Below are 22,989 nucleotides of genomic sequence, written 5' to 3' on the forward strand. Positions count from 1 at the left end.
AAGTGATGAATATTGATCTGCCTAAGACTTTAAAAAAAGTGGAATGTCCTATTTATTTCTTTGTCGGCAAAAATGATATTCAAACTTCCACCAGAATTACAACCGAGTATTTCAGAAAAGTAAAAGCTCCTAAAAAAGATCTGTTTTTATTTGAAAATTCAGGACATCAGATTCATAAAGATGAACCGGAAAAGTTTCAGAATACAATTCTTCAGGTATTAAAATAATCGGAGTTCAGTTTGAACAAAAATAAAAGGCAGGAAGCAGGAGAGGGAAGTTTGGAGATCAGATTGAGCAGATGATTTATAGATATTATTGGATTCAATAAAAAAATCAATATATCAGGTGATCATTATTGTATAGGCTCATTGAACTTCTTTCTTCCAGTCTCCAGCTTCCTGATCTAATTAAAATAGCAATTAGTATTATGATTATTTTGTAATTTTGTATCATAATATTTATAATTAAAGTTATGGTCAACTTAGAATGGTACCGCACTTTTAAAGCCATCTATAAAACCGGAACACTGACAGGCGCTGCAGAATCCCTGTTTATTTCACAGCCGGGCGTAAGTCTTCATTTAAGTTCCCTAGAAGCATATGTAGGATATAAGTTATTTGACAGGACAGGCCGGAAAATGATTCCTACCGAAAGAGGAAAAGTTTTGTTTAATGCTGTTTCAGAGCCGTTAGCCAAACTTGAAGATGTAGAAAAAAACTTCCAGAAATCTACAGAAAAGCTGACGCCTACGATTAGTGTGGGCATGTGCTTTGAAACATTCCAGACCACATTGGAACAATATGTTTCCACGCTGCCTTTCAACCTGATCATCAGTTTCGGGGAATATCCTGAAATGCTGGAACAGCTTGATAAAGGGATTCTGGATCTTATCATTACTCCTAAAAAAGGCATATCTCCTAATATTGAACATGAAGCTTTTTCTTCAGAACAGATCATTCTGGTAGGCGGGAAAGATGTGGATACAGAAAGTTTTCTTGAAACCGCACATACAAAAGGCCCGGAATATATTGAAGAATGGCTGAAACAGGAAAAATGGTACGGAACCACCGGAGATATGGAGCATTTATTTCAGTTCTGGATCATGAATTTTGGACATAAGCCGAATTTCCGTCCGAATTATATCGTTCCGAATTTAAATTCAATCATAAGATGCCTGAAAGGAGGAACAGGATTGGCCGTTGTCCCTGATTTCCTGTGTAAGAATGAAATTGATAATGGTGAGATCAAGCTGATCTGGAAAGGAGAGAAAAAACTGGAAAACACATTGTATTTCGGATGCCGGAAGAAAACAAATTACCAGTCTGAAATAGATCATATCAAAGGCCTGTTCCGCCAGATGATGGGTAAGAAAGTAACGGCATAACCCCACTGATATGAAAAAAATAGCCGAAACTGAACGTCTTTTATTGAGAGAGCTAACCCCTGAAGATGCAGAACATTTCTTTAATCTCAACCAAAATCCCAATGTTATAAAATATACCGGAGATTCATCATTTACCAGTGTAGAAGAAGCCCGGAATTTTTTAAAGAACTATAAAGATTATGAGAGGAACGGTTATGGAAGATGGGCTGTTGTGGATAAATCTGGTCATACATTTCTTGGCTGGTGCGGTTTAAAGTACCATGAAGAAACCCGTGAAACAGATATTGGATTCCGGTTTTTTGAAGAATACTGGAATAAAGGATATGCTTCAGAAAGTGCAGCTGCCAGCCTTAATTATGGATTTGAAAAATTGAATCTTCCAAAAATAATAGGGCGGGCAATGATCGGTAATACTGCATCCATAAGAGTACTTCAAAAAATGGGAATGATCTTCGACCGAGAGTTTGATTTTGATGGGAATAATGGTGTCATTTACACTATTGAAGACCTACGGAAATAGTTCATGATAGATTGAAAATTCCAGAACCACCATATCCCGCATCTGTAAGCCGTTTTCGAAGATCGGAGAAGGATAATTTTCTATAAAAAAATCTTTACGGATCCCTTTTTTAACAAATCCATTCTTTTCATAGAATCTGATCTGCTGAAATCCGGTATCTGAAGTTCCCACAGTTAAAATTTCACACCCGTTTTTCAAAGCAATTTCTTTGGCTTTATCAATCAGAATACTGCCGATACCTCTGCTTCTGAAATCTTCAATAACGGCCATGTTCTTGATCTCCAACTCTGTATCGCTGTTATCGTAAAGTGCAATAACTGCAATATCAAACGCTCCGTTATTCAATAGATAAATGTCGGAATCAAAGATATATCGGTTGATAGCCTCAACGGTTTCATCGGCAAGCAGAAGCAGATCGTATGGAATTTCTGAATCCGGTTTTATTTTTCGGAAGGTATAATTCTCCATTTTACAGACTCATGTGGATGATAGGATAGTCTTTTCCGGAACCGTCTTTTTCTGATCTTCCGGTCTGTCTGAATCCCATTTTTTCGTAAAAGCCAATGGCCTGAGGATTCTGCTCATTAACATCTACCTTGGTAAGACCCTTTTTTTCCTTCATGAATTCATATAACTTTCTGCCATATCCTTTTCCACGGGTATCATTATGGATGAAAAGCATTTCCAGATTACCTTCCGCAACAGACGCAAAGCCTTCTGCTTTTTCATCTTCGGTGATGAGATAAACTTCAAGATTCGGAAGATAATCCCTTGGAATAACTTCTTTGAAATAGTTGAAATCTTCCTCAGCAAGAAAATCATGAGTAGCTTTTACCGCAGATTCCCAGATCTCCATAATTCTTGAATAATCTTTAGCATTGGCAAGCCTGATCGTATGTGACATTGTTTTTGTTTTTGCAAAAATAGGAATTTAGATGGTAGTTCCCAGTGTACAGGAATTAGAGTGATGATTTAATAAGCCAATCTATTTTTCTCTCGTGCATCAGGCAGATTGAGCAGATTTTACAATATTGAATTTCAAAATTTGTATAAATCTAGCTCCCACAAATACACAAATCACAGATTTTTTTCTGTGAAATTTGTGCAATCTGTGGGAACCTTTTTTAGTAAGAACGGAAATTATTTGTTGAAAATCTTTGATTTCTCGCGTATTAAAAGCAGCATAATGGTTTAAAGCCTTTGCGTATCTTGCGCTCTCCCAACTCACCCAATGCTAGTTTTTTAATAAATAACAGTAAAATTGGTAAGCCGGATTTTGAAATTTTTATCGCAAATTTGTTATACCTTATCTTGATATTAAAAATTTAAAGTAAAAATTATGCAAAAGAAGACCTATACAGGACAGCCTGTAGTGACCTTAAATAACGGAGTGGATATTCCTGCACTGGGTTTTGGAGTATGGCAGATGGAGAATCTGGAAGAATGTGAAAAGGCGGTGATTAAGGCAATTCATACAGGATACAGAATGATTGATACGGCAGCTATTTACCAGAATGAAACAGCAGTAGGAAATGCGGTAAAAAACAGCGGGGTGGACAGGGATGACCTTTTTATCACCTCAAAAGTATGGGTTCAGGATCACGGGTATGAAAAAGCCAAAAGTGCATTTCAGAGAACATTGGACAGACTTCAGATGGATTATCTGGATATGTATCTGATCCACTGGCCTTATGGAGATTTCCTGGGAACATGGAAGGCACTGGAGGAATTATACAGTGAAGGAAAGATCAAAGCAATAGGCGTATGTAATTTTACGGTAGAAAAACTGGAGGAATTAAAGGAAAATTCAACAATACTTCCTGTGATCAACCAAATTGAGCTTCACCCGGTATTCCAGCAGAAAGAGCTTCAGGTGTACGACAGGGAGAATAATATCATTACCCAGCCGTGGAGCCCGCTTGGAAACGGAAATGCAGACCTTTTAAATAATGCAGAATTAAAAGCAATTGCTGAAAAATACCATAAAACAACAGCCCAGGTAATTCTGAGATGGCATCTTCAGGAAGGTTTTGTAGTAATTCCTAAATCGGTAACCCCTTCCAGAATTGAAGAAAACTTCAATGTTTTTGACTTTGAACTGACAGAAGATGAAATGAATACCGTCCGTTCTCTGGATACAGGAAAAAGGCTGTTCTTTGATCCGAAAGATCCTGAATGGGAGCAGAAAATGCTGAAATCTGTAGCAGATATTTAACGATTATAAATTTTCCGCAGATCATCAGGTCTGCGGAAATTATTTTTTAAACTATGTGGATTAATTCAAGAAAATTTGATGAAGATAAAAATACAGTTACTCTGAACGGTGACTATATCTTCTCTTTTGATACTTCCGATGGTTTTAGTGAAAGATTGTTGGGGGCTGAACTGCTGATTGACCATGATTTCAATTATATCTTCCGGATGAAAGCTTTTCAGCATGAAAAAATAACGAAGAACGGTTCAGATGTTTATACTGAAGAAGGAGAAGTCCCGGAAACCATTTTTAATTACCTTGAAAAATTAATGGATTCTGATTATCAAAGCTTAAAACAGATCTACGAGAATGTAACTTTCTGTATGACGGATACGGGATCGCAAATGTTCTTAATGAATTGGGCGAAGCCTCTTTATATCAGTATTACAGAAGGGCTTCCACAGGAATTTTTTGTTTCTGAAACCGAGCAGTTATTGTTTAATTTCAATCAATATCTGAAAAAATGGGTGGAAGAAAAGTACAGGAACTGGCTTAAATAAAAAATTGTTATGACAGCAGGAGAATTCATAGAAAAGCTATCATCATTCAAAGATGAGAATGAAATTGATAAGGTTAAAAAGTTTTTCAAGGGAAATGATGGAATAACCCGGCATTTTGGGGTAAGGTTCGGAAATGTATTCACTACGGCAAAAGAATTTTCTGCGATGCCTTTAGAGGAAATCAATGAACTGCTTAACAGTGAATTTTATGAAGTTAGAATGGGAGCCGTGAGCATTATGGATTTCCAGGCCGGAAATAAGAAAGTTTCTGCAGATAAGAAAAAACAACTTTTTGATCTTTATCTGATACGTCATGACCGCCTGAATAACTGGGATTTTGTGGACAGAGGAGCCAGGAATATTATCGGAGAGTACCTTATTGACAAGCCCAGAGATATTCTTTATAAACTCGCAGAATCTGAAAGTCCCTGGGAAAGAAGAACTGCCATAGTAAGTACCCATGCTTTTATCAGGGAGAATGAGGTAGAAGATACGTTTGCCATTGCAGAAATCCTTGTGCATGATTCTGATGAACTGGTGAATAAAGCAGTGGGAAGCTGGGTAAGGGAAGCCGGTAAAAAAGATCCTGAGCGACACCGTTCTTTTCTTGACCGGTATGTGAAAACAATGCCTGCCGCCACATTTTCCTATGCCATAGAGAAGCTTGATCCCGAAATGAAAAAACATTATAAAGACCTCAGAAAAGGGTAGATCCTGTTTACATTTTATTCAGGAATTTTTATGCACTTGATGATCATATGTTTTGTTGATAAAACTCAATAAATCATGTTTGAAATTATTTTGTAATTAAAAAGATAAACGCAGGTTGATGAATAATACCGCTTTATTTGAAGTGGGGAAAGTGAAGCGACTTTGTCGCTGATGAAGCGGTATACTTATCCACACGCTTCGACGAATCAACGAAGTTGATTCTATCCTTTGCTCTCTGAAAATATCCATAATGAAGTTAAAACTTTGCGTGAAAAAACACGTTATCAGTACATTATCATTTTATTCAAAAAATACTCCAAAGAATTTGATTTAGATAAAAATTTAAATGTTATAAAAAATCAAATTTAGAAATTTAAACAGGCTCTTAATATTTTCTGTTGATCAAGACTTTAAATTAAAAGAATCTGTGCCAATCCCGGATAGGATCTTATGAGTCATATCATAAAAACATACAGTATTGGTTTTCTGGATTTTTCGTAAATTTTAGGTAAAATAAAACCTATGTTCTGGCCCGACACCATCAGCAAAAAATTGAATATAAAATATCCCATAATCCAAGCTCCGATGTTTGGAGTAAGTACCCCGCAAATGGCGGCCGCTGCTGCCAGAGCCGGAGGTCTGGGGTCTCTGGCAATTGCTGACCTCTCCGCAGAAAAGGCTGTTGAGCTGATCCGGGAAATAAAAAAGCTTACTGATCAACCTTTTGCGGTCAACCTGTTTGCCCATAACATTCCCGAAGTCACGGAAATATTAAAAGAAAAATACATCAGGACAAAGTATTTTATTGAACAGCTGGCCAGGGAAAATCATCTTGAAGTACAGCTTCCTGATCTCAGTGATCTTAAAGCAAATGGTTATCAGGAACTGGTGGAAGCTGTTATTGAAGAAGGCTGTAAAATACTAAGCTTTACTTTTGGAAATCTGGATGATAAAAGTATTCAAAAACTGAAAGAAAACGGAGTAACCCTCATTGGAACCTGTACTTCAGTTGAAGAAGCTTTAATTCTTGAAAAATCCGGAATTGATATGATCTGTGTTCAGGGAATAGAGGCAGGAGGCCACCGGGGCAGTTTTAATGCTGACAATATCCCGGAAATCGGAGGAATATCTTTGTTTTCTGAGGTATATAATCATGTGAAAGTTCCTCTTATCTATGCGGGCGGAATTTATAACGGAAGAACTTTAAGAGCAGCTAAAGAATTAGGGGCAGAGGGATTTCAGGTAGGAAGCATGTTGCTGGCTTCCCAGGAAAGTGCCCTGCAGCCATTTGAAAAAGAAAGGCTTAAAAATGTAACTGAAAAAGATATTATGCTCACCCGGAGCTTTTCAGGACGCTACGCCAGAGGAATCAGAAATAAGTTCATTGAAACCCTTGAATATTCAGAGCATATTCTCCCATACCCATACCAGAATAAACTCACTAATGAACTAAGACGGGTTGCAAAAACAATGAATAATACAGACTTTGTGGGGATCTGGACCGGACAATCCATTCATGATTACAACGAAGCTTCTACTGAAGAGATTTTGACCAATCTGATCAGGGATTCTGAAAAAACAAATTAAAACTCAGTAGCGGCGGGCTTTAGCCCGCCGCTACTGAGTTTTACCCAAAATATTCAAAAAAACTCCTTCCAGTTTACCTGAAAGGAGTTGAAATATAGATGAGTAGTATCTTATTATTGGGTAAGATCCAGCCCTCCGAAGTTCCCTGAACTCATCATCAGGTAAACCCCTTTGGTCTTATCTAAAGTATTCCAGTAGGCATGAAGGTCTTCAGCATTGGTGAATACTCTTAAACGGTCATTTTTAAATTTTTCTTTAATGAATTCCGGAGAAATAGGTTCCATTCTTTTGATCTTTAAAGCGTCCTCAGAATAGAAAACGATGGCTTCATCCAGTCCGTCCATAGCATGATCATACTGCTCAAGGAACACAGGATTTAAGCTTGAATACGTATGAAGTTCAAGGAAACCGTATTGGGTTTCGTTCTTAAACTGTTCCTGGAATGCCTTCACCGTTGCTTTTACCTTGCTTGGTGCATGAGCAAAATCTTTGTAAAGGGTGCCTTTATCATCTCTTTCTACCTTTTCAAGACGTTTTGAAGCTCCTTTGAAACTCATGATGGCTTCATAAAAATCCTCATCCATAATTCCCAGCTGTTGGCAGATATGTCTTGCTCCTTCCATATTCAGAAGATTATGAGCACCGAAAACAGACAGAGGAACATCTCCCATTTCCGTTTTCAGATATACTTTTCCGCCGTTAATCTCATATTCAGGAGTTTTGTAAGGAATTTTTCTGAAATAATTTTCAGCAGCTTCCACTACCTTTACCACTTCAGGATCTTCCTCGTTATACACCATAACACCACCCGGGGTAATGCTTGCCGTAAACTTTCTGAACTGTTCTATATAATCGTCGAATGTTTTGAAAACATTGATATGATCCCATGCAATACCACTCATCAAAGCGATATTCGGCTGATAAAGGAGAAATTTTGAACGAAGATCAATAGGAGAGGAAAGGTATTCATCACCTTCCAGTACCATAAAATCATTATCCTGGGTTAATTTCACCATACAGTCGAAGCCTTCCAGCTGTGCACCTACCATAAAATCAACATCCTTCTGATGGAAGTTCAGAACATGGAGAATCATAGAGGTGATGGTTGTTTTACCATGTGAACCGGCAATAACTACTCTGGTTTTATTTTTAGACTGTTCGTAAAGAAATTCCGGGTATGAGTAAATTTTTAATCCCAGTTCTTTTGCTTTGGCCAGTTCCGGATTATCCTGATGGGCATGCATTCCGAGAATAACGGCATCAATATCCGGAGTGATCTTTTCCGGGAACCAGCCCATTTCCTGAGGCAGAATTCCTTTCTTTTCCAGTCTGGATCTTGAAGGTTCAAAAATAGCATCATCTGAACCTGTTACCTTATATCCTTTGTCTTTTAACGCAATAGCAAGGTTATGCATGGCGCTTCCGCCGATAGCAATGAAGTGGGTTTTCAACTTTATTTACTGTTTTTTTACGTTGTTATTAATAATTTCCTGGAAAGCATTCAGAATGTTGTTCCAGTTGGTGGTGAAGTTAGGCATAATCATGCTGGCATCAGTTTTACTGCCTTCATTAGGTCCTTTCTTTACATTGATGGACGTTGCTATATTGTCATACAGCTTTTTACGGTCCTCCTGTATCCTTCTGAAATTGTTTTGGGAAAGAGTCTGATCCAGCTTTTTTAGATCTTCGTTAGAAATTTTGAAATCCTGTTTGTACTTTTTCCCCTGGCCTTCAAAAGAATAGTGCACATTATTACCTTTAATAAGCAGATTTTCATATATCGGTGCATAACCTCCGCTCTTGGAGTAGCTGATATCAAAATCGGAATATACTTTTTGGCTGTTGCACGAAACTAATACTATGACCGCGAATAAGATTCCTAATATTCTGTTCATAATTTTTTACTTACTTTAATTATCTGAGTCCTTTTGTTCTAATTTTTTAGCTTTAAGTTCTTCATCATAATTGTGTAGTAGATTGAAGTCTTCAGTCTGCTCAATGGCAGTCATGATCTTCAGTAATATTTCAGGCGCCTTTTCATTATCGTAATCAATATCTAGAGGTGCTTTGAATTCCATCGTAGGTTTTACGCCTGTAACCTTTACCCGGAGACCTTTCTTATCAAATGCCCTTCTGAATCCGTTAATCTTGATAGGGATTACAATCGGGCGCTGGTTTTTTACCAGCTTGGCGGTACCTCTTCTTCCCTGTGCAAATGCCGAGGTAGTACCCTGAGGGAAAGTAGCTACCCAGCCATTGTCCAGAGCTTTCATAATATTATCAACCTCGCTCATATCAACCATTCTGTTGATGTTTTTTCCTTCTGCTCTCCAAGTTCTTTTTACCGTTACCGCACCTGCAATCTTGAAGATCTTGGGAAGAATTCCTTTATTCATAGTTTCTTCAGCAGCTACATAATAAAAATCGATTTTGGGATTCAGCAGATAAATCGGGTTTTTAATGGTATTTAAATATCCGTTATTTACAGCACAGAATGCGTGGTACATTGCAGCTACATCTGCAAAATACGTCTGATGGTTGGATACGAAAAGCACATTGGAATCCGGAAGATCCACAAGGTGTTCAGTACCGGTTATTTTTAATTTATTAAAGCCGTTGAACCTTCTGTAGGATACAACTCCTAAAATAAAAATAATTAACCTTTTTAAAAAATAAGGTGTTCCGAATGCATCGGTGAAAATATTTTTCTTCGCCATCTCTCAATTAAACACGGTAATGCAAAGTTACATTTTTTTCAGCAACTGGCTAAACTCACTCAATATCATTGCTGTAGCGCCCCAGATAATATATCCGTTGAAATTAATCACCGGGACTTCGTGGCCTCCTGCACTTGGAAGCGCCATCAGTTCAGGACTGTCGGGCAGATTAAGGAAAGAAGTGATGGGAAATTCTATGGTTTCCACAGCTTCACTCTGCTGAAGAACAAAGAGCGGGTTCTTTTTCGTATATGAAATATAAGGATATACATAAAAGTTGCTTGGTGGAATATAGATGGGAGACATTTCTCTGATGATCCTTACATAATGTTTATCTATTCCTATCTCTTCCGAAGTTTCACGTACCGCTGTTTCAGCGAAGTCTCTGTCCATTTCCTCACGTTTTCCGCCTGGAAGGGAGATTTGTCCGCTGTGACGGTCATGTTCGTTAATCGTTCTCTGAATCAAAGGAAAGTACCACTCATTATTTTTTAAATACAATACGATATTAACCGCTGCAAACTTTGGATTTTTTGCCAGCACTTCATCATAAGTAAATACAGGACGGTAAGGTGGCGAAAATACGCCATGTGCATTTTCACCGGGCAGGCCTACACTCTTTATTTTTCTTAACAGGTCTTTTCCGAAACTTTCCATACTTCAAATTTAATAATATAAACTGAAGAATGGAAGCCGTTAACATTAATTAACCATCCCGGGATATTTTATCATGATCATCTACCGGAATTGTAGAATATAAAGCAGGAAGGAGAGGGTTACCGTATTTTCCCCTAACGGCAATAAGTGACCTTGTGAAAACCATAAACCGTTACTTTAAATACCATAAACCGTGATTTTTAAAATTTACGCTGATATGGTGGTTTCTTGCTTTGGTTTACCTTCTACCTTTGTCTCACTATTAACCAATTAATTTTTACTAAGATGAAAAACTTCATTACAGGTGTATTTACACTAATGGCCATGAGTTTCGGCTTCGCACAAGCAAACATAGATGTGACTGCCCAGATCGGAAACTTAAACACAGCTACAGTAGACCAGACAGGTCTTTTGAACATCAACTCCTTAACACAGGATGGGAACCGTAATACCGCGGATATTGACCAGGTAGGTGCTTTCAACGTAAACATTGCCTCAAGCGTAGGAAACAGAAATTCAATTGACGTAGACCAAACCGGAGTTGCCAACTATAACAACGTAAGCCAACAGGGTAACAGAAACTCTGCAACAACCTGGCAGTTCGGAATGCAGAACTCTACAGAGCAGACTCAGATAGGTAGAAGAAATGAGGCATCATCTATGCAGTTAGGCAGCGGAAACGAAGTCGTACAATATCAGGATGGAAGAAGAAATTCAGCTTCAGCCATTCAGGTAGGAGATGACAATGCTGCTTATCAGGTACAGGATGGTAGAAGAAATGAGGCTACCGGGCTTCAGTTAGGAGACAGCAACATTTTAGTACAGTATCAGAGCGGTGATGACAACAGCGCTACCAATGCTCAGCTAGGTGACGGTAATATTGCACTTTCTGCTCAGGTAGGAGATGATAATACTTCTGTAGGAGCTCAGATTGGAAACGGTAACCAATTGTATCAGCTTCAGGCTGGTGATTCTAACACTGCCATTGATCTTCAGATGGGTAACGGTAACTTTACCTGGGTAGCTCAAAGCGGAGTAGGTCATATGCACGTAGGAGCACAAGTTGGTAACGGAAACGCCATGGTGGTGAACCAATCCAACTAAATCCGGATGTAATGTAATCTTAAAAAGGAGAAGCATAAAGTTTCTCCTTTTTTAAACCTTAAGCACTTTACAATTCTCTATTCATCATATACCTTAATAAAAATGAATGCCGTATATAAGCTGGGATTAGGACTGCTGCTATTTTTTGCCACAGTTTCTGTAAATGCTCAGCAGGTAGACTGGGATAAGGTCAACAGCAGTACTGTTCTCAAGGTTATTGCCGGACAGAACGCAGAGCAGACACTTTATGGTTCACAGGTGATCCAGGCAGGGAATTATAACAATGCAGAACTCTCCCTTAATGCCAGAACCAATATTGCCGTTCAGCAGCTTGGAGATTATAATACGCTTTTATTCATCAATTCATTCACGGATAAGGAAACAAAAACAGCTGTTACCGCACAGGGAAATAACAATATCATTGATATTACCGGAAGCAACAGTATTTCAGACGGAATGCAGATTCATGTAAAAGGCGATAACAGGACTATTTTCATGAGAAACTATTAAAACACAGTGATGAAACTTTTATATTCCTTAAGTCTGTGCACTTTATTTGTCTTCCTGTCTGTACAGGGTTATGGGCAGGAAGATAAAAAAGTGAATGCTAAGATTGAAAGCAGTATCCTTGAAAATCAAATCCGGCTGAAGGCAGTTGTTACCAATAACACAACAGTTTATAAAGAACTGAATTATCTTTTGGTTTCCATTAAAAAGGAAAGCGGAGGGAATCTCTCCAATAATCAGCAGAGCGGGAAGTTTTCCATCAATCCCAATGAAGTCAAAACACTGTCTGAAATCAATGTCAATCTTGAAAAAAAAGATGCTCTGAAAGCCTTTCTGTATGTAAGGGATGAAGAAACCCAGAAACTGATCGCAAAGGACAGTCTGGAATTGAATAATGATCTCTTTAAGAAGAAAGCTGCAAAAATAGAAGAAGATGCTGTTTTTGAACTAAAAGGCCTGACGATTGATGAGACGAAAACCAAGGTAGGTAAAGATTTTTATGATCTTTTCTATCTCCAGTACAGTCAGCTTCCGGATAAAAGCAGCTCGGCAGTCACTATTTCCGAACTGCCTCTTCGGGGAACCAGCGGACAGATCAATATCCAGATTGAGGACAAAGTGATTTACAGCTTTATGACCAACCCAAGTGAAGATTACTTAAAAGAACAGATGGCGGCCAGCCTGAAATATATCAAAGAGTTTAACGCAAAGAAAAATCTTATCAAAAATGAATTTATCTACTAAAAAAGTCAGTCATGAAAACTTTACTCATTATTTTGACCTTTATCGCGGGTATTTTCTGCGGAAAATCCCAGCAGCTTGTCTATAAGCCCATCAATCCAGCATTTGGAGGAGATACTTTTAACTATCAGTGGCTTTTGAGTTCAGCAAATGCACAGAATCAGTTTGATGAAAAAGACGATTACCGCAGTTTGCTTGATGACATGGATTCCCTCAACAGCTTCAGCCAGAGCCTGAATAGACAGGTGCTGAGCGAGCTGTCCCGAAAATTGTTTGAAGATCAGTTTGGAGAAGGCAGTATCAAACCCGGAAATTATCTTTTCGGATCGCTGTATTTACAGATTACGTCTACTGCTCAGGGACTTCTGATCAATATTTTGGATACCAGTACAGGCGATCAGTCCGAGGTCGTTATTCCAAAATAATAGTAACTAAAAACCAGACGTATCATGAGAACTTACACTTACACCAGAATTTTTTTCTGTACGGTCCTGCTATGCTGCATACAGGCGTGCAGTTCGATCTTGGGACTTCCTTCAGATCCCGAAAGATCTACCATGGGCGAGGGAACTCCCTCTACTGCGGAACTTAAAAATCTGCCTCTGCCTAAAGAAAAAATTGTTATTGGCGTGTACAAATTCAGAGACCAGACCGGGCAGTATAAGCCTTCCGAGAATGGGAATAACTGGAGTACAGCCGTTCCACAGGGCACTACCACTATTCTGATCAAAGCGCTGGAAGACAGCCGGTGGTTTATCCCTATTGAAAGAGAAAATATTGCCAATCTTTTAAACGAAAGACAGATTATCCGTTCAACCAGACAGGAATATCTGAAAGATGCCGATAAAAATAATCAGTCGCTTCCTCCACTTCTATATGCAGGAATTCTCCTTGAGGGCGGTGTGATTTCCTATGACAGCAATATCATGACCGGAGGTCTGGGAGCCAGGTATTTCGGTATAGGCGCTTCCACACAATACCGTCAGGACAGGATTACCATTTACCTGCGGGCTGTTTCTACTCTCAACGGTGAGATTCTTAAAACCGTTTACACCTCCAAAACCATTCTTTCCACCAGCGTTAACGGAAGTTTTTTCAGATATATAGATACAGAAAGACTGCTTGAAGCTGAAGTTGGACTTACCCAGAATGAACCCGTACAGCTTGCCGTAACAGAAGCCATTGAAAAAGCAGTTAGGTCTTTGATTATTGAAGGTGTCCGGGACAAAATCTGGGGTAAAGCTTCCGAAAATCTGGAGGGCTACCAGGCCATGATCAATAATTACAATAAAGAGCAGGAACAAAATTCAGGAAGAACAGTAGGCAACAAATTTCCTGAAAATTACAGACAGAAAGTATCTGTTTTTGCCAATATTGAAGCCCAGAAAGTCAAAGACGATTATGTGAATCCCAAGATGAATTTAGGTGGGAAATTAGGAATGAAATATTTTGTCAGCCCTCATTTCAATATCGAAACCAGCGCAGGCTATTTCACTATGGAAAACGAAAATATTATGAAGAGAAGCTACTTTGTTCCTGAAGTCAACCTTGAATACATCTTATTCCCGAAATACAGGTTCAGTCCTTATATCTATGGTGGGCTGGGTGCTATGTTTTCAGAATATAAGCCTCAGTATAAAGGGCAGTTTGGAGGAGGTCTTGAATATATGATAGGAAACAATACCTCACTACGCCTTTCTTCACAGTATGATATCGGTTTTAAAGACAATTGGGAAGGGCTGGTTAACGGAAAAAGAAAAGACCAGGCTCTTCGCTTTGCACTTGGGATCAACTTTTACCTTGGAAACAAATAAAAACATGAACTATGAAAACTTTAATAAAATTACTCAGCATATTCATCCTTGCTTTTTGTCTGTTTTCATGTAATGAAGACCTTGTAGAGCAGGCTCAGACAGGAATATTAAAAGGAAAAGTCGTAAAAAGAGGGACTAATGTACCTATTCCCAATGTGAAAATTTTTACAGCACCTACCACAGAAACCGTTTTCAGTGGGACCGACGGAGCATTCTCCATTGCCGCCATGCCGGTGGGAAATTACTCTGTAAAAGCCGAATTGTCTGGTTATCTTACCACTTTTCAGGCCGTAAACATACAAAAACAGGATCAGGTGGTTACGGTAGTTTTTGAGATGGATGATGATACCTCTCTGAATTCCCCGCCTTCAGCACCGCAGCTGCTAAGTCCGGTAGACAACGCGGTGAACCAGCCTTTAAGTGTTGAATTGACGTGGAGTGCTGTGGATCCTGATTCAACAGATGTCCTAAAATATAGTTTGACAGTGAAAAATAATCTGAATACGAATGTGATTCAGGTTAATGATCTGACGGCGAATCATTATACGCTTTCAGATTTGAAGTTTGGTGTAAGTTACTTCTGGCAGGTGTCTGTTTCGGACGACATTCACCCGCCAGTTTTAAGCTCAATCAGTAAGTTTACTACCAATACAGTTCCTGCTAACCGCTATCATTATGTACAGAAACAGAACGGAAACTTTATCATCATGTCCAGTGATGAACTGGGCAACAGCTTCCAGTTTACAAGTCCTTCCTATAACAGCTGGAGACCCCGGAAAAATAATAACGCAGGCCTGATTGCGTTTCTGAGGACAGAAGGAGGAAGTACCCATATTTATACCGCTAATCCGGATGGTTCCAATCCATTCAAAGTGACTACCGTTCCTGCAGCAGGATTCAATAATTATGAAATGGATTTTGCATGGAGTACCAACGGACAGGAAATTATTTATTCTAATTTCAATAAACTGTACAGGATCAACAAAGATGGAAGCGGGCTGAATTTAGTGTACACTACACCAGACGGCAGCATGATTTCCGAATGCGACTGGAGCTATGACGGAAGCAAGATTGCCCTGAAAACAAATGATTACAACGGATACAATACGAAGATCTTTATTATTGACATGACAGGTAATATCTTAAAAACTGTTTTATCAGGTTCTTTAGGAGCTTCCGGTGGTCTGAATTTTTCTGTAGACGGACAGATGCTTGTGTTTACCCGGGATCTTTCAGGGTACCAGGACGGAAGCGGCAATTACAGGCAGCTTGATTCTAATATATTTATCTATAATCTCACCAATGATACGGTATACAATATCTCTTCGGAAAGCGAAAAACCTTTGGGAACTAATGATCTGGACCCGAGATTTTCACCGAACAATGCACAGGTGATCTTTATGAACACTTCCAATGATAATATTTCGCAGAAAAATATAATGGTTATTGATCTCAACTCTTCTATGACTGATCTTTCAAGAGCAACACTCTTCAGTAACGGTGAAATGCCGGACTATGAGTAGGGAAGATTGGTGCAGTATTTAGGGTTAGGAGGGAAGATAGGGACTGGAAGATGAATTTAGCTAAACACATAAGACGTACACAATTTTAAGTTTAAATTTTTTCCCGGTACCGTATTGTTATCTGTCAGTCTCTTATCTTCCACCGCCCTGATTATGAAATTAATCATTTTGCGAAGCAAAATTCACATTTCACATCAAAAGTTCCACAGTTCTTTATAAAAAGAAAAATTCCAAATCGCGAGGTTTGGAATTTTTCGGTTAATCGAAATAATTTTTTCTAATCAATCATGTGGTTTTCTAAGGCGTATTTTACAATTCCTACTGAGTTTTTTACATTCAGTTTTAAGAGAATTCTTTTTCGGTGGGTTTCTACGGTGTTGATGCTTATAAAGAGTTTTTCAGAAATATCTTTGCTGCTCAGTCCGTCGCAGATCAGTTTCAGAATTTCTATTTCGCGGCGGGTAAGAGGACCTTTAATAAGACGGCTGGGCCTGCCTTCGCTGCTGATGAAGCTGATCATTCTTTCTTTTGCGTAGTCGCAGATGTAGATTTCGTTGAGAAGCAGGGCATTGATTGATTTCATGAATTCATCATACCTGCTGTTTTTGTCAAGATAGCTTTTTATGCCTTTGTTGAAAAGCTTCCGGATGTCAATCACTTCATAATCATTGCCAATGACAATAATTTTGATTCTGTTGTTATTGGTGGTAATGTCTTCTACAAGTTTGAAAATATCTGTAAGTATCAGCATATTGGAGCTGATGACCAGAATTTCCGGGGGTTCTTCTTTTAAATGTTCAAATAAAGATTCATAAGAATTACAAATGTCAATGTTGTTAAAAATCTGGCTTTGTGCCAGTAGTTTTGATAAACTTTCAGTATACAGTACCGGTTCATCAAAAATGGTTAATCTTGGTTTCATCATGGTCAGTTTTGTTTATATAAAAATAGGAAAAAATCTTTGTATTTTAAACAAAATTGATAAATAATTGTAAAATTTTACATTAATAATGATTGTAAAATGAAATTTTTATTGATTTTTTATTAAATAATTCCCTTTTTATTGATTTTTGAATTTAAAAATTAGAGTTATTGTTTTATAAATCTCGTATTATAAAGAGTTTTGACAATTATTTTTTTGAAAATTAATTTATTTAATTAACACGGTAGGGATATGTTGAACAGGAAAATTAATGGAATTGGCAATAAAACAAAATTGATTGGCTTTATGATGCAGTTCTTTTGCCTTCTCAATCATCGATTCTTCGGCTACTGTAACGGTAGGATAGAGGGTTAGGAAAGTAAAATGTCTGCTTCCGTCAGCCGTTTCAGTCATAATTCCGGTAGCTTCATCCGTGTAATCAATTACATTGATACCGGCTTCAGAACAAAAATGAAGATACCAGAGCATGGGGCAGGAAGAAAGTGAGGACAGAAATAGTTCTTCGGGATTATGCTTTGTCTGGTCTCCACGGAATGTCAGGTCTGAAGAAGCTTTTACCAGCAGGATTTTGAGCCATTGTCCAAGAATAAGAAGTGCCGTTGACAACGTTATATATTCCGTTTGAAGCAAAGGAGTTATCTTTAGAGGTAATTTGAGCAAAAGCGTTTTGCACTGCAAGAAGCAGCACAAGAAATAAATTTTTTGTTATTGTATTTGAGTTTTCTTTAGTTGGTGCAAATCTAATAAAAAAACCTCCAGCAGGGCTAGAGGTTTGAATTTTTTGTTAATTAGAAAATTCTATCAATTCTTCTTTTTTAGAATTGTAGATTCTGTATTCTAAATATTTAAAAGAATCCCTTGGGATGATGGTTACCCATTTTTTGTACTTAATGAACCATTTCATCTGGATACTTTTGATGCCTTTGGTGAGGTAGGCTTCCACGAACGGATGTACATGCAGGTAGATTTTTCCTTTTTCTTTCTGCAGAATACTCCTCAGTGTTTCACCCATTCTTTCCACAATAACAATTGGAGCTACAATTTCTCCGTCTTTGTTCGGGTTTTCTTCTTTGGTTTCGATCTGTTTTTCCGGGCGGTTTCTTTGCCGGGTGATCTGGATCAGTCCGAATTTGCTCGGTGGAAGAATTTTATGACGCGCTTTGTCACGCTTCATTTCTTCTTTCAGGTGTTCATACAGATCTCTTCTGTGATCAGGATTCTGCATGTCTATGAAATCTATCACAATAATACCTCCCATATCACGGAGACGAAGCTGCCTGGCAATTTCTGTGGCTGCCATTTTATTCACTTTCAGTGCGTGTTCTTTGTTGACGGCAGTTCCGGTGGTAATATTATTTCCGGAGTTAACGTCTACTACGTGAAGAGCTTCTGTGTGTTCAATAACAAGGTAAGCGCCTTTTGAACTCGGAATGTTAACGTGTTTTCCGAAACTTTGTTTGAGCTGTTTTTCAACATTATAATATTCCAGAAGAGGAATATGAGAACTATAAAACTGGACAATATTCTTTCTTTCCGGAGCGATAATCTCCAGATAATTTTTCATTTCGGTAACCATCTGTTCGTCATCACAGATAATATTTACGAAATCCTGGTTGAAATTGTCTCTTAAAATAGCTGAAGCTTTGTCTTCTTCGCTTAAAACTTTAGACGGAACTTTATTTCGCTGGATGTTTTTAAAAGTACTTTCCCACTTCTGAATCAGCTGATTCATGTCGTTGTGAAGGTCGGCTACTTTTTTTCCTTCCGCTACTGTTCTGATGATAACACCGAAACCTTCAGGTTTAATGCTGTCAATCAGGGTTCTCAGTCTTTCTTTTTCTTCCGAGGTTCTTATTTTTTTAGAAATAGAAACTTTGTTGTCGAAAGGGATCAGAACCAGAAAACGTCCCGTGAGGGAAACCTGGGTAGAGATTCTTGGACCTTTGGTAGAAATAGGTTCTTTAGTAATCTGAAGCAGAACCAGATCATCTTTTGCAATGACTTTGTCTACGGTTCCGTTTTTATCTATTTCAGGCTGTATCTCGAAATTTTTTAAGCTTGAAGTGCTTTGTTTTTTAGAAATAGTATCTTTTAAAAACTTTCTGTATGTAAGATACTGTGGGCCCAAATCCTGATAATGCAGGAATGCATCCTTATCATATCCTATATTAACGAATGCGGCATTCAGATTAGGGGCCAGTTTTTTTACTCTTCCTATAAACAGATCTCCAACTATAAAATCGCTTTTGTCCTCTTGCTCATGAAGTTCACATAGTCTTCCGTCTTCCAGCAGTGCAATCTTTGTAAGATCATCTTCATGCGAAACGATGAGTTCTTTCTTCATTTTTTCTAATAATAAGGTTAAGATGATAGGAAACGGCTCTGTTTTTTTTTGCAGGTCATCTGATATTAAATATAAGGATTTAGAATGAAAAATCTTTATATTTTTTTTGAAAATACCGGAAACAGCCTGTTTCCTTGAGGAATCTTATAGTTGCAAACAAAAATATAGTCGGTGAACTTTAAAAAATTAAAACCACCAACTATATTTATTATATTGTAAATCTCAAGAAAAAGAGATTATTTCTTCTTATGTCTGTTTGCTCTTCTTCTTTTCTTTCTCTTGTGAGTTGCAACCTTGTGTCTTTTTCTTTTCTTTCCGCTTGGCATAATTTTAATTTTTTAGTAACTAGTTAATATTCAGTTAATGTTCTTATTTTACTGCAACTTTTGTTTTTACTTTCTCTACAAAAGATTTTGAAGGCTTGAAAGCAGGAATATTGTGAGCAGGAATCTCAATTGCAGTGTTTTTAGAAATATTTCTTCCTGTTTTAGCAGCTCTTGTTTTAATGATAAAAGATCCAAACCCTCTCAGATAAACGTTATCCCCATTATACATAGAAGTTCTGATCTCCTGCATAAAAGCTTCTACAACTTTCTGTGTTTCATTCTTTTCTGTTCCCAACTTATTTGAGATGGTGTTTACCAATTCTGCCTTTGTCATTTCCTTTTTTAATTTTAAATTTTAGGTGTGCAAATTTAGTTAAAAAAATTGAATACTAGCAAATTAGTGGCAAAATATTTTTGTTTAAATGGTAGAGTTTTAATGTTTACGGTATATTAATATTACATTAAGTTATTCTACATACTGGAATTGTAATAGCCGTTCTCTACACAGAAACGGATAAGATGGAGCTTTGTTTTCAGTCCCAGTTTTTCTGTCAGCCTGTTAATGTAAGTATCTATCGTTCTGGTGCTCAGGTTCAGCTTTTCTCCAATCTCTTTATTGCTGAATCCCTCATAACAGAATTTCATCAGCTGGATTTCGGTTGGGGTAAGTTCTTCCTGTCCTTTTTTCTGCCGCTCCATATAATCCTGTACAGCAAGAGGCTGTTGTTCCCATTCTTTAGAATATGCCTCATAATCAAACTCTTCAGAACCTGTGCTTCCTTTAATAATATCCTTAATAATATTGCTCTTTTTCTGGCAGTAATATATATTGGGAATCTTAGAAAGAATTTCTGCCATATCTTCCTGGTAGGTACTGGAATAGGTTACAATTGGCGTTTCAGTATTGTTTTTTCTGATGTACTTGATGGCTTCAATTCCGCTTAATACCGGCATGAATAGTTCAATGATGAACACATCCTCCTGTCTTCTGTAGATTCTGTTTACCAGCTCGTGCCCGTTATTACAGTCATTCAGAAGCATATAGAAAGGGTTCTCCATCAGCGTTTTGATCATGATTTTTTTAAAATAGAAATCACTGTCAGCTATAGAAAATCGCACCGTATTGGATAAAATTTTACTCATCTTTTAATATCGATTTGGCCTATGATATTTAAAATTCAGAGGCCTAATTTATGAAAAACTTATTAAAGTGAAAATTAATCTTAATTTAATTCTAGATAGGTTGAAATTAGTGCAGGTAAAATACAACTTGTGCATAAATTTTTTTTTTTATATTTTCACAGGCCAAACAAATTGCAAATTATGTCTTCTACTCGGGAAAAAAAATTAAACAAATCGGACGTCAGAACGGGCATTCTGAAGTTTATCCTATCTTTTGCAGTTCTTTCTGTAGTATCCTTTCTATGTCTGTTTCTCTTTTTTAAGAGTTATGCTGTGCAAAGAGAAGGAATTGATAGGGATGCCCGTGAATATACAACTCTTATGGAGAAAAGTGATAAGCTTAAAACTGTTGTTGATGAAATTTACAGTGAAATGAGCCAGCACGATAAGGTAGTAAATGATGGGTTTCTACGAACCAGCATCCTGGATAAGATGAAAGACGTCAAAAATGTGATGGGTAAGGACAGTGCAGGAAGCTTTAAACACTATGCCATTCTGATGAAGCAGATTAATCCCATGCTTACCCTTAAAAGAGAAATTGTTAAGCAGGGGAATAAAAAGCAGGGAACATGGGCCGAACTGCAGGATTGTATGGGAAAAACGGGAGTTGTTGACAGGGAGCTTCTGAAAGATCCTACAAGAAACTTCACAGGAGGTAAAAGAAGAAAATAAATAAAAAATAAAGTTATGCAGGGACAAATCACACTATCCAAAAAAGAGAGGCATTACCAGTTTTTTTATTTGATACTGATGCTTCTGGCTGCCATGATATTTCTCGGGATCATCTTTTTAAAAGGATTTGCTTCACCGTTTTCGGACGAAGACATAATAGGTATTCAGAGGCTTGAGAAAAAAAACGAATTCGAGAAGCAGCAGAAGCTCCTTCAGCCCAGAATAGACAGTACCTATTCTATTATCAGTAAAATGTCTGGCACAGCTCCAGAACCTTATATTGAACAGGAAATTTCTATCGGAATTAATGATATTGGGAATCACTTTGATGACGGAGTAACTGATATCCGTAAAGAAGCTTATCCGCAGATCGTTAAATTCTATAAAATGTATTTTGAAGATAAAAGGGCGCTTTCTATTACCACGGAAACTATTCAGAAACTTGAAAAAGATCTGGCGGACTGCCAGATAGGATTCAAAAATAAACAGGGACGCCTTTATGACAGAAATGAACAAATTAGGAACAGAACCCAGTAAGCCAATCAATAAATATTAAAAAAATAAAACACATCAATCACTAACTATGAATTATTTTCAAAAAAACAAAAAGAACATTATAATCGGTGTTATAGCATCCCTGCTGGTTGCTGCACTTGTTGCACTGTGGCTTCAGAAGAAAGTGATCCACTCTTCGGATGATATTCTTGGAATCGTTTATCCTTCCACTTTGTTCGTAGGAGATACCCTTTCATTCGATGACAATACCCAGTTTGCCAAAACCAAAAAATGGACTTTCGGAGATGGAACTACCTCTGATAAAAGCAAAGGAATTCATTTCTATAATAAATCCGGATATTACACGGTAAGTTTAATTGTGGATAATAAGTACACGAAATCTTTCCAGGTAATGGTAAGGGAAAGACCAATGAGGCAAGATACCACAAAGACTGCCACTACTATTGAAGCTCCTCTTCAGGCCATGCAGAATGAAGCGGTGCAATTCCGGGCGGTGTCTGATGCAACCAAGTTTGAATGGAGATTTGGAGAAAGCGGAGGGGTAGACGCCAGAGAAAAATTTGCCATTTACACTTTTAAACAGCCGGGTGAATATAAAGTGGCTCTGTTTACAGAAGAAAACAGAGAACCTGTTTATCATACGATTAAAATTACTCCTGAGTATAACTCTTTGGATGACGTACTGCCTGTAGAAGATGCTTATGCTAAGGTTGATAACAATTTTAAATACCACCTGCAGCAGATTGCCAACGGAAACGACTTTAATACACATTACAACTACCTGCTGAAAACGTACCTGTGTAACAATGAAAATTCAGTGGTAAAGGTAAATGACAGCAAAGTTAATAACTTCTATATGTACTGTGCAGGACTTCAGTTTGACAAGAATGTAGTAATCCAGACTGTGAAAGTGAACTTTGATGACACACAGACCTGTGTAACGAAAGTAGATATCAACCAAAGCAAATAATATTCTCCGGGATAACC

At 37.7% G+C, this 22,989-nt stretch carries 27 protein-coding genes; 16 read left to right on the forward strand and 11 right to left on the reverse strand.

Annotated elements, in window-relative coordinates:
• Positions 1-5: 5 nt before the first annotated feature.
• The 3 genes from FW768_RS23605 (at position 6) to FW768_RS20390 (ending at position 1,904) form a co-directional block, all read left to right on the forward strand.
• Positions 6-227: an alpha/beta hydrolase family protein gene (locus FW768_RS23605; RefSeq protein ID WP_196782929.1), complete on the forward strand. Its 222-nt coding sequence runs from the start codon at positions 6-8 to the stop codon at positions 225-227.
• Between the two features lie 245 nt (positions 228-472).
• A complete protein-coding gene (locus FW768_RS20385) occupies positions 473-1,384 on the forward strand; it encodes a LysR family transcriptional regulator (protein ID WP_153398558.1) in 912 nt (303 codons plus the stop codon).
• A gap of 10 nt (positions 1,385-1,394) precedes the next feature.
• Positions 1,395-1,904, forward strand: coding sequence for a GNAT family N-acetyltransferase (locus FW768_RS20390; protein ID WP_153398560.1), 510 nt, complete (start codon positions 1,395-1,397; stop codon positions 1,902-1,904).
• Here FW768_RS20390 and FW768_RS20395 read toward each other — a convergent pair.
• Both FW768_RS20395 and FW768_RS20400 read right to left on the reverse strand, forming a co-directional pair.
• The gene (locus tag FW768_RS20395) at positions 1,893-2,372 is read right to left on the reverse strand and encodes a GNAT family N-acetyltransferase (RefSeq protein ID WP_153398562.1); all 480 of its coding nucleotides are present in this window, start codon (positions 2,370-2,372) and stop codon (positions 1,893-1,895) included. The two genes, FW768_RS20390 and FW768_RS20395, sit on opposite strands and share 12 nt — an antisense overlap.
• Position 2,373: 1 nt before the next feature.
• Positions 2,374-2,808 carry a GNAT family N-acetyltransferase gene (locus FW768_RS20400; RefSeq protein ID WP_153398564.1) on the reverse strand — a complete coding sequence of 145 codons (435 nt, stop codon included), beginning with the start codon at positions 2,806-2,808 and terminating at the stop codon, positions 2,374-2,376.
• Positions 2,809-3,243: 435 nt separating this feature from the next.
• Between FW768_RS20400 and FW768_RS20405 the strand changes: the two genes are divergently transcribed.
• The 4 genes from FW768_RS20405 (at position 3,244) to FW768_RS20420 (ending at position 6,956) form a co-directional block, all read left to right on the forward strand.
• Entirely contained in the window at positions 3,244-4,119 is an 876-nt protein-coding gene (locus tag FW768_RS20405; protein WP_153398567.1) for an aldo/keto reductase, read from the forward strand.
• Between the two features lie 53 nt (positions 4,120-4,172).
• On the forward strand, positions 4,173-4,658 hold the full coding sequence (locus FW768_RS20410) for a hypothetical protein (RefSeq protein WP_153398569.1): 486 nt from the start codon (positions 4,173-4,175) through the stop codon (positions 4,656-4,658).
• Positions 4,659-4,667: 9 nt separating this feature from the next.
• Complete coding sequence (locus tag FW768_RS20415) at positions 4,668-5,369, forward strand: DNA alkylation repair protein (protein ID WP_153398571.1); 702 nt, start codon at positions 4,668-4,670, stop codon at positions 5,367-5,369.
• A 522-nt stretch (positions 5,370-5,891) separates the two neighbouring features.
• A complete protein-coding gene (locus FW768_RS20420) occupies positions 5,892-6,956 on the forward strand; it encodes an NAD(P)H-dependent flavin oxidoreductase (RefSeq protein ID WP_153398573.1) in 1,065 nt (354 codons plus the stop codon).
• A 113-nt stretch (positions 6,957-7,069) separates the two neighbouring features.
• Here FW768_RS20420 and FW768_RS20425 read toward each other — a convergent pair whose 3' ends face one another.
• The 4 genes from FW768_RS20425 to FW768_RS20440 are packed head-to-tail and all read right to left on the reverse strand — an operon-like array spanning position 7,070 to position 10,330.
• Positions 7,070-8,407 carry a UDP-N-acetylmuramate--L-alanine ligase gene (locus FW768_RS20425; protein WP_153398575.1) on the reverse strand — a complete coding sequence of 446 codons (1,338 nt, stop codon included), beginning with the start codon at positions 8,405-8,407 and terminating at the stop codon, positions 7,070-7,072.
• 6 nt (positions 8,408-8,413) lie between these two features.
• Positions 8,414-8,851, reverse strand: coding sequence for a hypothetical protein (locus tag FW768_RS20430; RefSeq protein ID WP_153398577.1), 438 nt, complete (start codon positions 8,849-8,851; stop codon positions 8,414-8,416).
• A 15-nt stretch (positions 8,852-8,866) separates the two neighbouring features.
• Positions 8,867-9,673: a lysophospholipid acyltransferase family protein gene (locus FW768_RS20435; RefSeq protein ID WP_153398579.1), complete on the reverse strand. Its 807-nt coding sequence runs from the start codon at positions 9,671-9,673 to the stop codon at positions 8,867-8,869.
• A 27-nt stretch (positions 9,674-9,700) separates the two neighbouring features.
• Positions 9,701-10,330 carry an NUDIX hydrolase gene (locus FW768_RS20440; protein ID WP_153398581.1) on the reverse strand — a complete coding sequence of 210 codons (630 nt, stop codon included), beginning with the start codon at positions 10,328-10,330 and terminating at the stop codon, positions 9,701-9,703.
• Positions 10,331-10,615: 285 nt separating this feature from the next.
• Between FW768_RS20440 and FW768_RS20445 the strand changes: the two genes are divergently transcribed.
• The 6 genes from FW768_RS20445 to FW768_RS20470 all read left to right on the forward strand — a co-directional run bounded on the left by FW768_RS20445 (position 10,616) and on the right by FW768_RS20470 (position 16,019).
• Positions 10,616-11,434 carry a hypothetical protein gene (locus tag FW768_RS20445; protein ID WP_153398583.1) on the forward strand — a complete coding sequence of 273 codons (819 nt, stop codon included), beginning with the start codon at positions 10,616-10,618 and terminating at the stop codon, positions 11,432-11,434.
• A gap of 102 nt (positions 11,435-11,536) precedes the next feature.
• A complete protein-coding gene (locus tag FW768_RS20450; RefSeq protein ID WP_231128741.1) occupies positions 11,537-11,944 on the forward strand; it encodes a hypothetical protein in 408 nt (135 codons plus the stop codon).
• Between the two features lie 9 nt (positions 11,945-11,953).
• Positions 11,954-12,685 carry a curli-like amyloid fiber formation chaperone CsgH gene (csgH, locus tag FW768_RS20455; RefSeq protein WP_153398585.1) on the forward strand — a complete coding sequence of 244 codons (732 nt, stop codon included), beginning with the start codon at positions 11,954-11,956 and terminating at the stop codon, positions 12,683-12,685.
• A gap of 11 nt (positions 12,686-12,696) precedes the next feature.
• Positions 12,697-13,107, forward strand: a complete 411-nt coding sequence (locus tag FW768_RS20460; RefSeq protein WP_153398587.1) for a curli production assembly/transport component CsgF — start codon at positions 12,697-12,699, stop codon at positions 13,105-13,107.
• Positions 13,108-13,131: 24 nt separating this feature from the next.
• The gene (locus FW768_RS20465) at positions 13,132-14,496 is read left to right on the forward strand and encodes a CsgG/HfaB family protein (protein WP_153398589.1); all 1,365 of its coding nucleotides are present in this window, start codon (positions 13,132-13,134) and stop codon (positions 14,494-14,496) included.
• Positions 14,497-14,507: 11 nt separating this feature from the next.
• Positions 14,508-16,019 (forward strand): carboxypeptidase-like regulatory domain-containing protein, encoded by a 1,512-nt coding sequence (locus tag FW768_RS20470; protein ID WP_153398591.1) that lies wholly within the window; start codon positions 14,508-14,510, stop codon positions 16,017-16,019.
• Between the two features lie 277 nt (positions 16,020-16,296).
• Here the strand turns inward: FW768_RS20470 and FW768_RS20475 are convergent, their stop codons facing one another.
• The 5 genes from FW768_RS20475 to FW768_RS20495 form a co-directional block, all read right to left on the reverse strand.
• Entirely contained in the window at positions 16,297-16,944 is a 648-nt protein-coding gene (locus FW768_RS20475) for a response regulator transcription factor (RefSeq protein ID WP_231128743.1), read from the reverse strand.
• A 225-nt stretch (positions 16,945-17,169) separates the two neighbouring features.
• On the reverse strand, positions 17,170-17,574 hold the full coding sequence (locus tag FW768_RS20480; RefSeq protein ID WP_394349983.1) for an OsmC family protein: 405 nt from the start codon (positions 17,572-17,574) through the stop codon (positions 17,170-17,172).
• A gap of 172 nt (positions 17,575-17,746) precedes the next feature.
• Positions 17,747-19,306 (reverse strand): Rne/Rng family ribonuclease, encoded by a 1,560-nt coding sequence (locus tag FW768_RS20485; protein ID WP_153398593.1) that lies wholly within the window; start codon positions 19,304-19,306, stop codon positions 17,747-17,749.
• A gap of 369 nt (positions 19,307-19,675) precedes the next feature.
• A complete protein-coding gene (locus FW768_RS20490) occupies positions 19,676-19,966 on the reverse strand; it encodes an HU family DNA-binding protein (RefSeq protein ID WP_002984212.1) in 291 nt (96 codons plus the stop codon).
• 137 nt (positions 19,967-20,103) lie between these two features.
• Complete coding sequence (locus FW768_RS20495; protein WP_153398595.1) at positions 20,104-20,775, reverse strand: response regulator transcription factor; 672 nt, start codon at positions 20,773-20,775, stop codon at positions 20,104-20,106.
• 180 nt (positions 20,776-20,955) lie between these two features.
• Between FW768_RS20495 and tssO the strand changes: the two genes are divergently transcribed.
• From tssO to FW768_RS20510, 3 genes are read left to right on the forward strand one after another with little or no spacing between them, the layout of a single operon-like run.
• Positions 20,956-21,486, forward strand: coding sequence for a type VI secretion system TssO (gene tssO / locus FW768_RS20500; RefSeq protein ID WP_153398597.1), 531 nt, complete (start codon positions 20,956-20,958; stop codon positions 21,484-21,486).
• Between the two features lie 15 nt (positions 21,487-21,501).
• Positions 21,502-22,023 (forward strand): type VI secretion system transmembrane protein TssO, encoded by a 522-nt coding sequence (locus FW768_RS20505; protein ID WP_153398599.1) that lies wholly within the window; start codon positions 21,502-21,504, stop codon positions 22,021-22,023.
• A gap of 46 nt (positions 22,024-22,069) precedes the next feature.
• A complete protein-coding gene (locus FW768_RS20510; RefSeq protein ID WP_153398601.1) occupies positions 22,070-22,972 on the forward strand; it encodes a PKD domain-containing protein in 903 nt (300 codons plus the stop codon).
• Positions 22,973-22,989: the final 17 nt, after the last annotated feature.

Source organism: Chryseobacterium vaccae (assembly GCF_009602705.1).
Classification (GTDB): Bacteria; Bacteroidota; Bacteroidia; order Flavobacteriales; family Weeksellaceae; genus Chryseobacterium; species Chryseobacterium vaccae.

What these genes read in the sequence shown, in the direction of transcription:
- FW768_RS23605 (WP_196782929.1), top strand. Translation starts at nt 6, where the DNA reads ATGAATATTGATCTGCCTAAGACTTTAAAAAAAGTGGAATGTCCTATT.
- FW768_RS20385 (WP_153398558.1), top strand. Translation starts at nt 473, where the DNA reads ATGGTCAACTTAGAATGGTACCGCACTTTTAAAGCCATCTATAAAACC.
- FW768_RS20390 (WP_153398560.1), top strand. Translation starts at nt 1,395, where the DNA reads ATGAAAAAAATAGCCGAAACTGAACGTCTTTTATTGAGAGAGCTAACC.
- FW768_RS20395 (WP_153398562.1), bottom strand. Translation starts at nt 2,372, where the DNA reads ATGGAGAATTATACCTTCCGAAAAATAAAACCGGATTCAGAAATTCCA.
- FW768_RS20400 (WP_153398564.1), bottom strand. Translation starts at nt 2,808, where the DNA reads ATGTCACATACGATCAGGCTTGCCAATGCTAAAGATTATTCAAGAATT.
- FW768_RS20405 (WP_153398567.1), top strand. Translation starts at nt 3,244, where the DNA reads ATGCAAAAGAAGACCTATACAGGACAGCCTGTAGTGACCTTAAATAAC.
- FW768_RS20410 (WP_153398569.1), top strand. Translation starts at nt 4,173, where the DNA reads ATGTGGATTAATTCAAGAAAATTTGATGAAGATAAAAATACAGTTACT.
- FW768_RS20415 (WP_153398571.1), top strand. Translation starts at nt 4,668, where the DNA reads ATGACAGCAGGAGAATTCATAGAAAAGCTATCATCATTCAAAGATGAG.
- FW768_RS20420 (WP_153398573.1), top strand. Translation starts at nt 5,892, where the DNA reads ATGTTCTGGCCCGACACCATCAGCAAAAAATTGAATATAAAATATCCC.
- FW768_RS20430 (WP_153398577.1), bottom strand. Translation starts at nt 8,851, where the DNA reads ATGAACAGAATATTAGGAATCTTATTCGCGGTCATAGTATTAGTTTCG.
- FW768_RS20435 (WP_153398579.1), bottom strand. Translation starts at nt 9,673, where the DNA reads ATGGCGAAGAAAAATATTTTCACCGATGCATTCGGAACACCTTATTTT.
- FW768_RS20440 (WP_153398581.1), bottom strand. Translation starts at nt 10,330, where the DNA reads ATGGAAAGTTTCGGAAAAGACCTGTTAAGAAAAATAAAGAGTGTAGGC.
- FW768_RS20445 (WP_153398583.1), top strand. Translation starts at nt 10,616, where the DNA reads ATGAAAAACTTCATTACAGGTGTATTTACACTAATGGCCATGAGTTTC.
- FW768_RS20450 (WP_231128741.1), top strand. Translation starts at nt 11,537, where the DNA reads ATGAATGCCGTATATAAGCTGGGATTAGGACTGCTGCTATTTTTTGCC.
- csgH (WP_153398585.1), top strand. Translation starts at nt 11,954, where the DNA reads ATGAAACTTTTATATTCCTTAAGTCTGTGCACTTTATTTGTCTTCCTG.
- FW768_RS20460 (WP_153398587.1), top strand. Translation starts at nt 12,697, where the DNA reads ATGAAAACTTTACTCATTATTTTGACCTTTATCGCGGGTATTTTCTGC.
- FW768_RS20465 (WP_153398589.1), top strand. Translation starts at nt 13,132, where the DNA reads ATGAGAACTTACACTTACACCAGAATTTTTTTCTGTACGGTCCTGCTA.
- FW768_RS20470 (WP_153398591.1), top strand. Translation starts at nt 14,508, where the DNA reads ATGAAAACTTTAATAAAATTACTCAGCATATTCATCCTTGCTTTTTGT.
- FW768_RS20475 (WP_231128743.1), bottom strand. Translation starts at nt 16,944, where the DNA reads ATGATGAAACCAAGATTAACCATTTTTGATGAACCGGTACTGTATACT.
- FW768_RS20485 (WP_153398593.1), bottom strand. Translation starts at nt 19,306, where the DNA reads ATGAAGAAAGAACTCATCGTTTCGCATGAAGATGATCTTACAAAGATT.
- FW768_RS20490 (WP_002984212.1), bottom strand. Translation starts at nt 19,966, where the DNA reads ATGACAAAGGCAGAATTGGTAAACACCATCTCAAATAAGTTGGGAACA.
- FW768_RS20495 (WP_153398595.1), bottom strand. Translation starts at nt 20,775, where the DNA reads ATGAGTAAAATTTTATCCAATACGGTGCGATTTTCTATAGCTGACAGT.
- tssO (WP_153398597.1), top strand. Translation starts at nt 20,956, where the DNA reads ATGTCTTCTACTCGGGAAAAAAAATTAAACAAATCGGACGTCAGAACG.
- FW768_RS20505 (WP_153398599.1), top strand. Translation starts at nt 21,502, where the DNA reads ATGCAGGGACAAATCACACTATCCAAAAAAGAGAGGCATTACCAGTTT.
- FW768_RS20510 (WP_153398601.1), top strand. Translation starts at nt 22,070, where the DNA reads ATGAATTATTTTCAAAAAAACAAAAAGAACATTATAATCGGTGTTATA.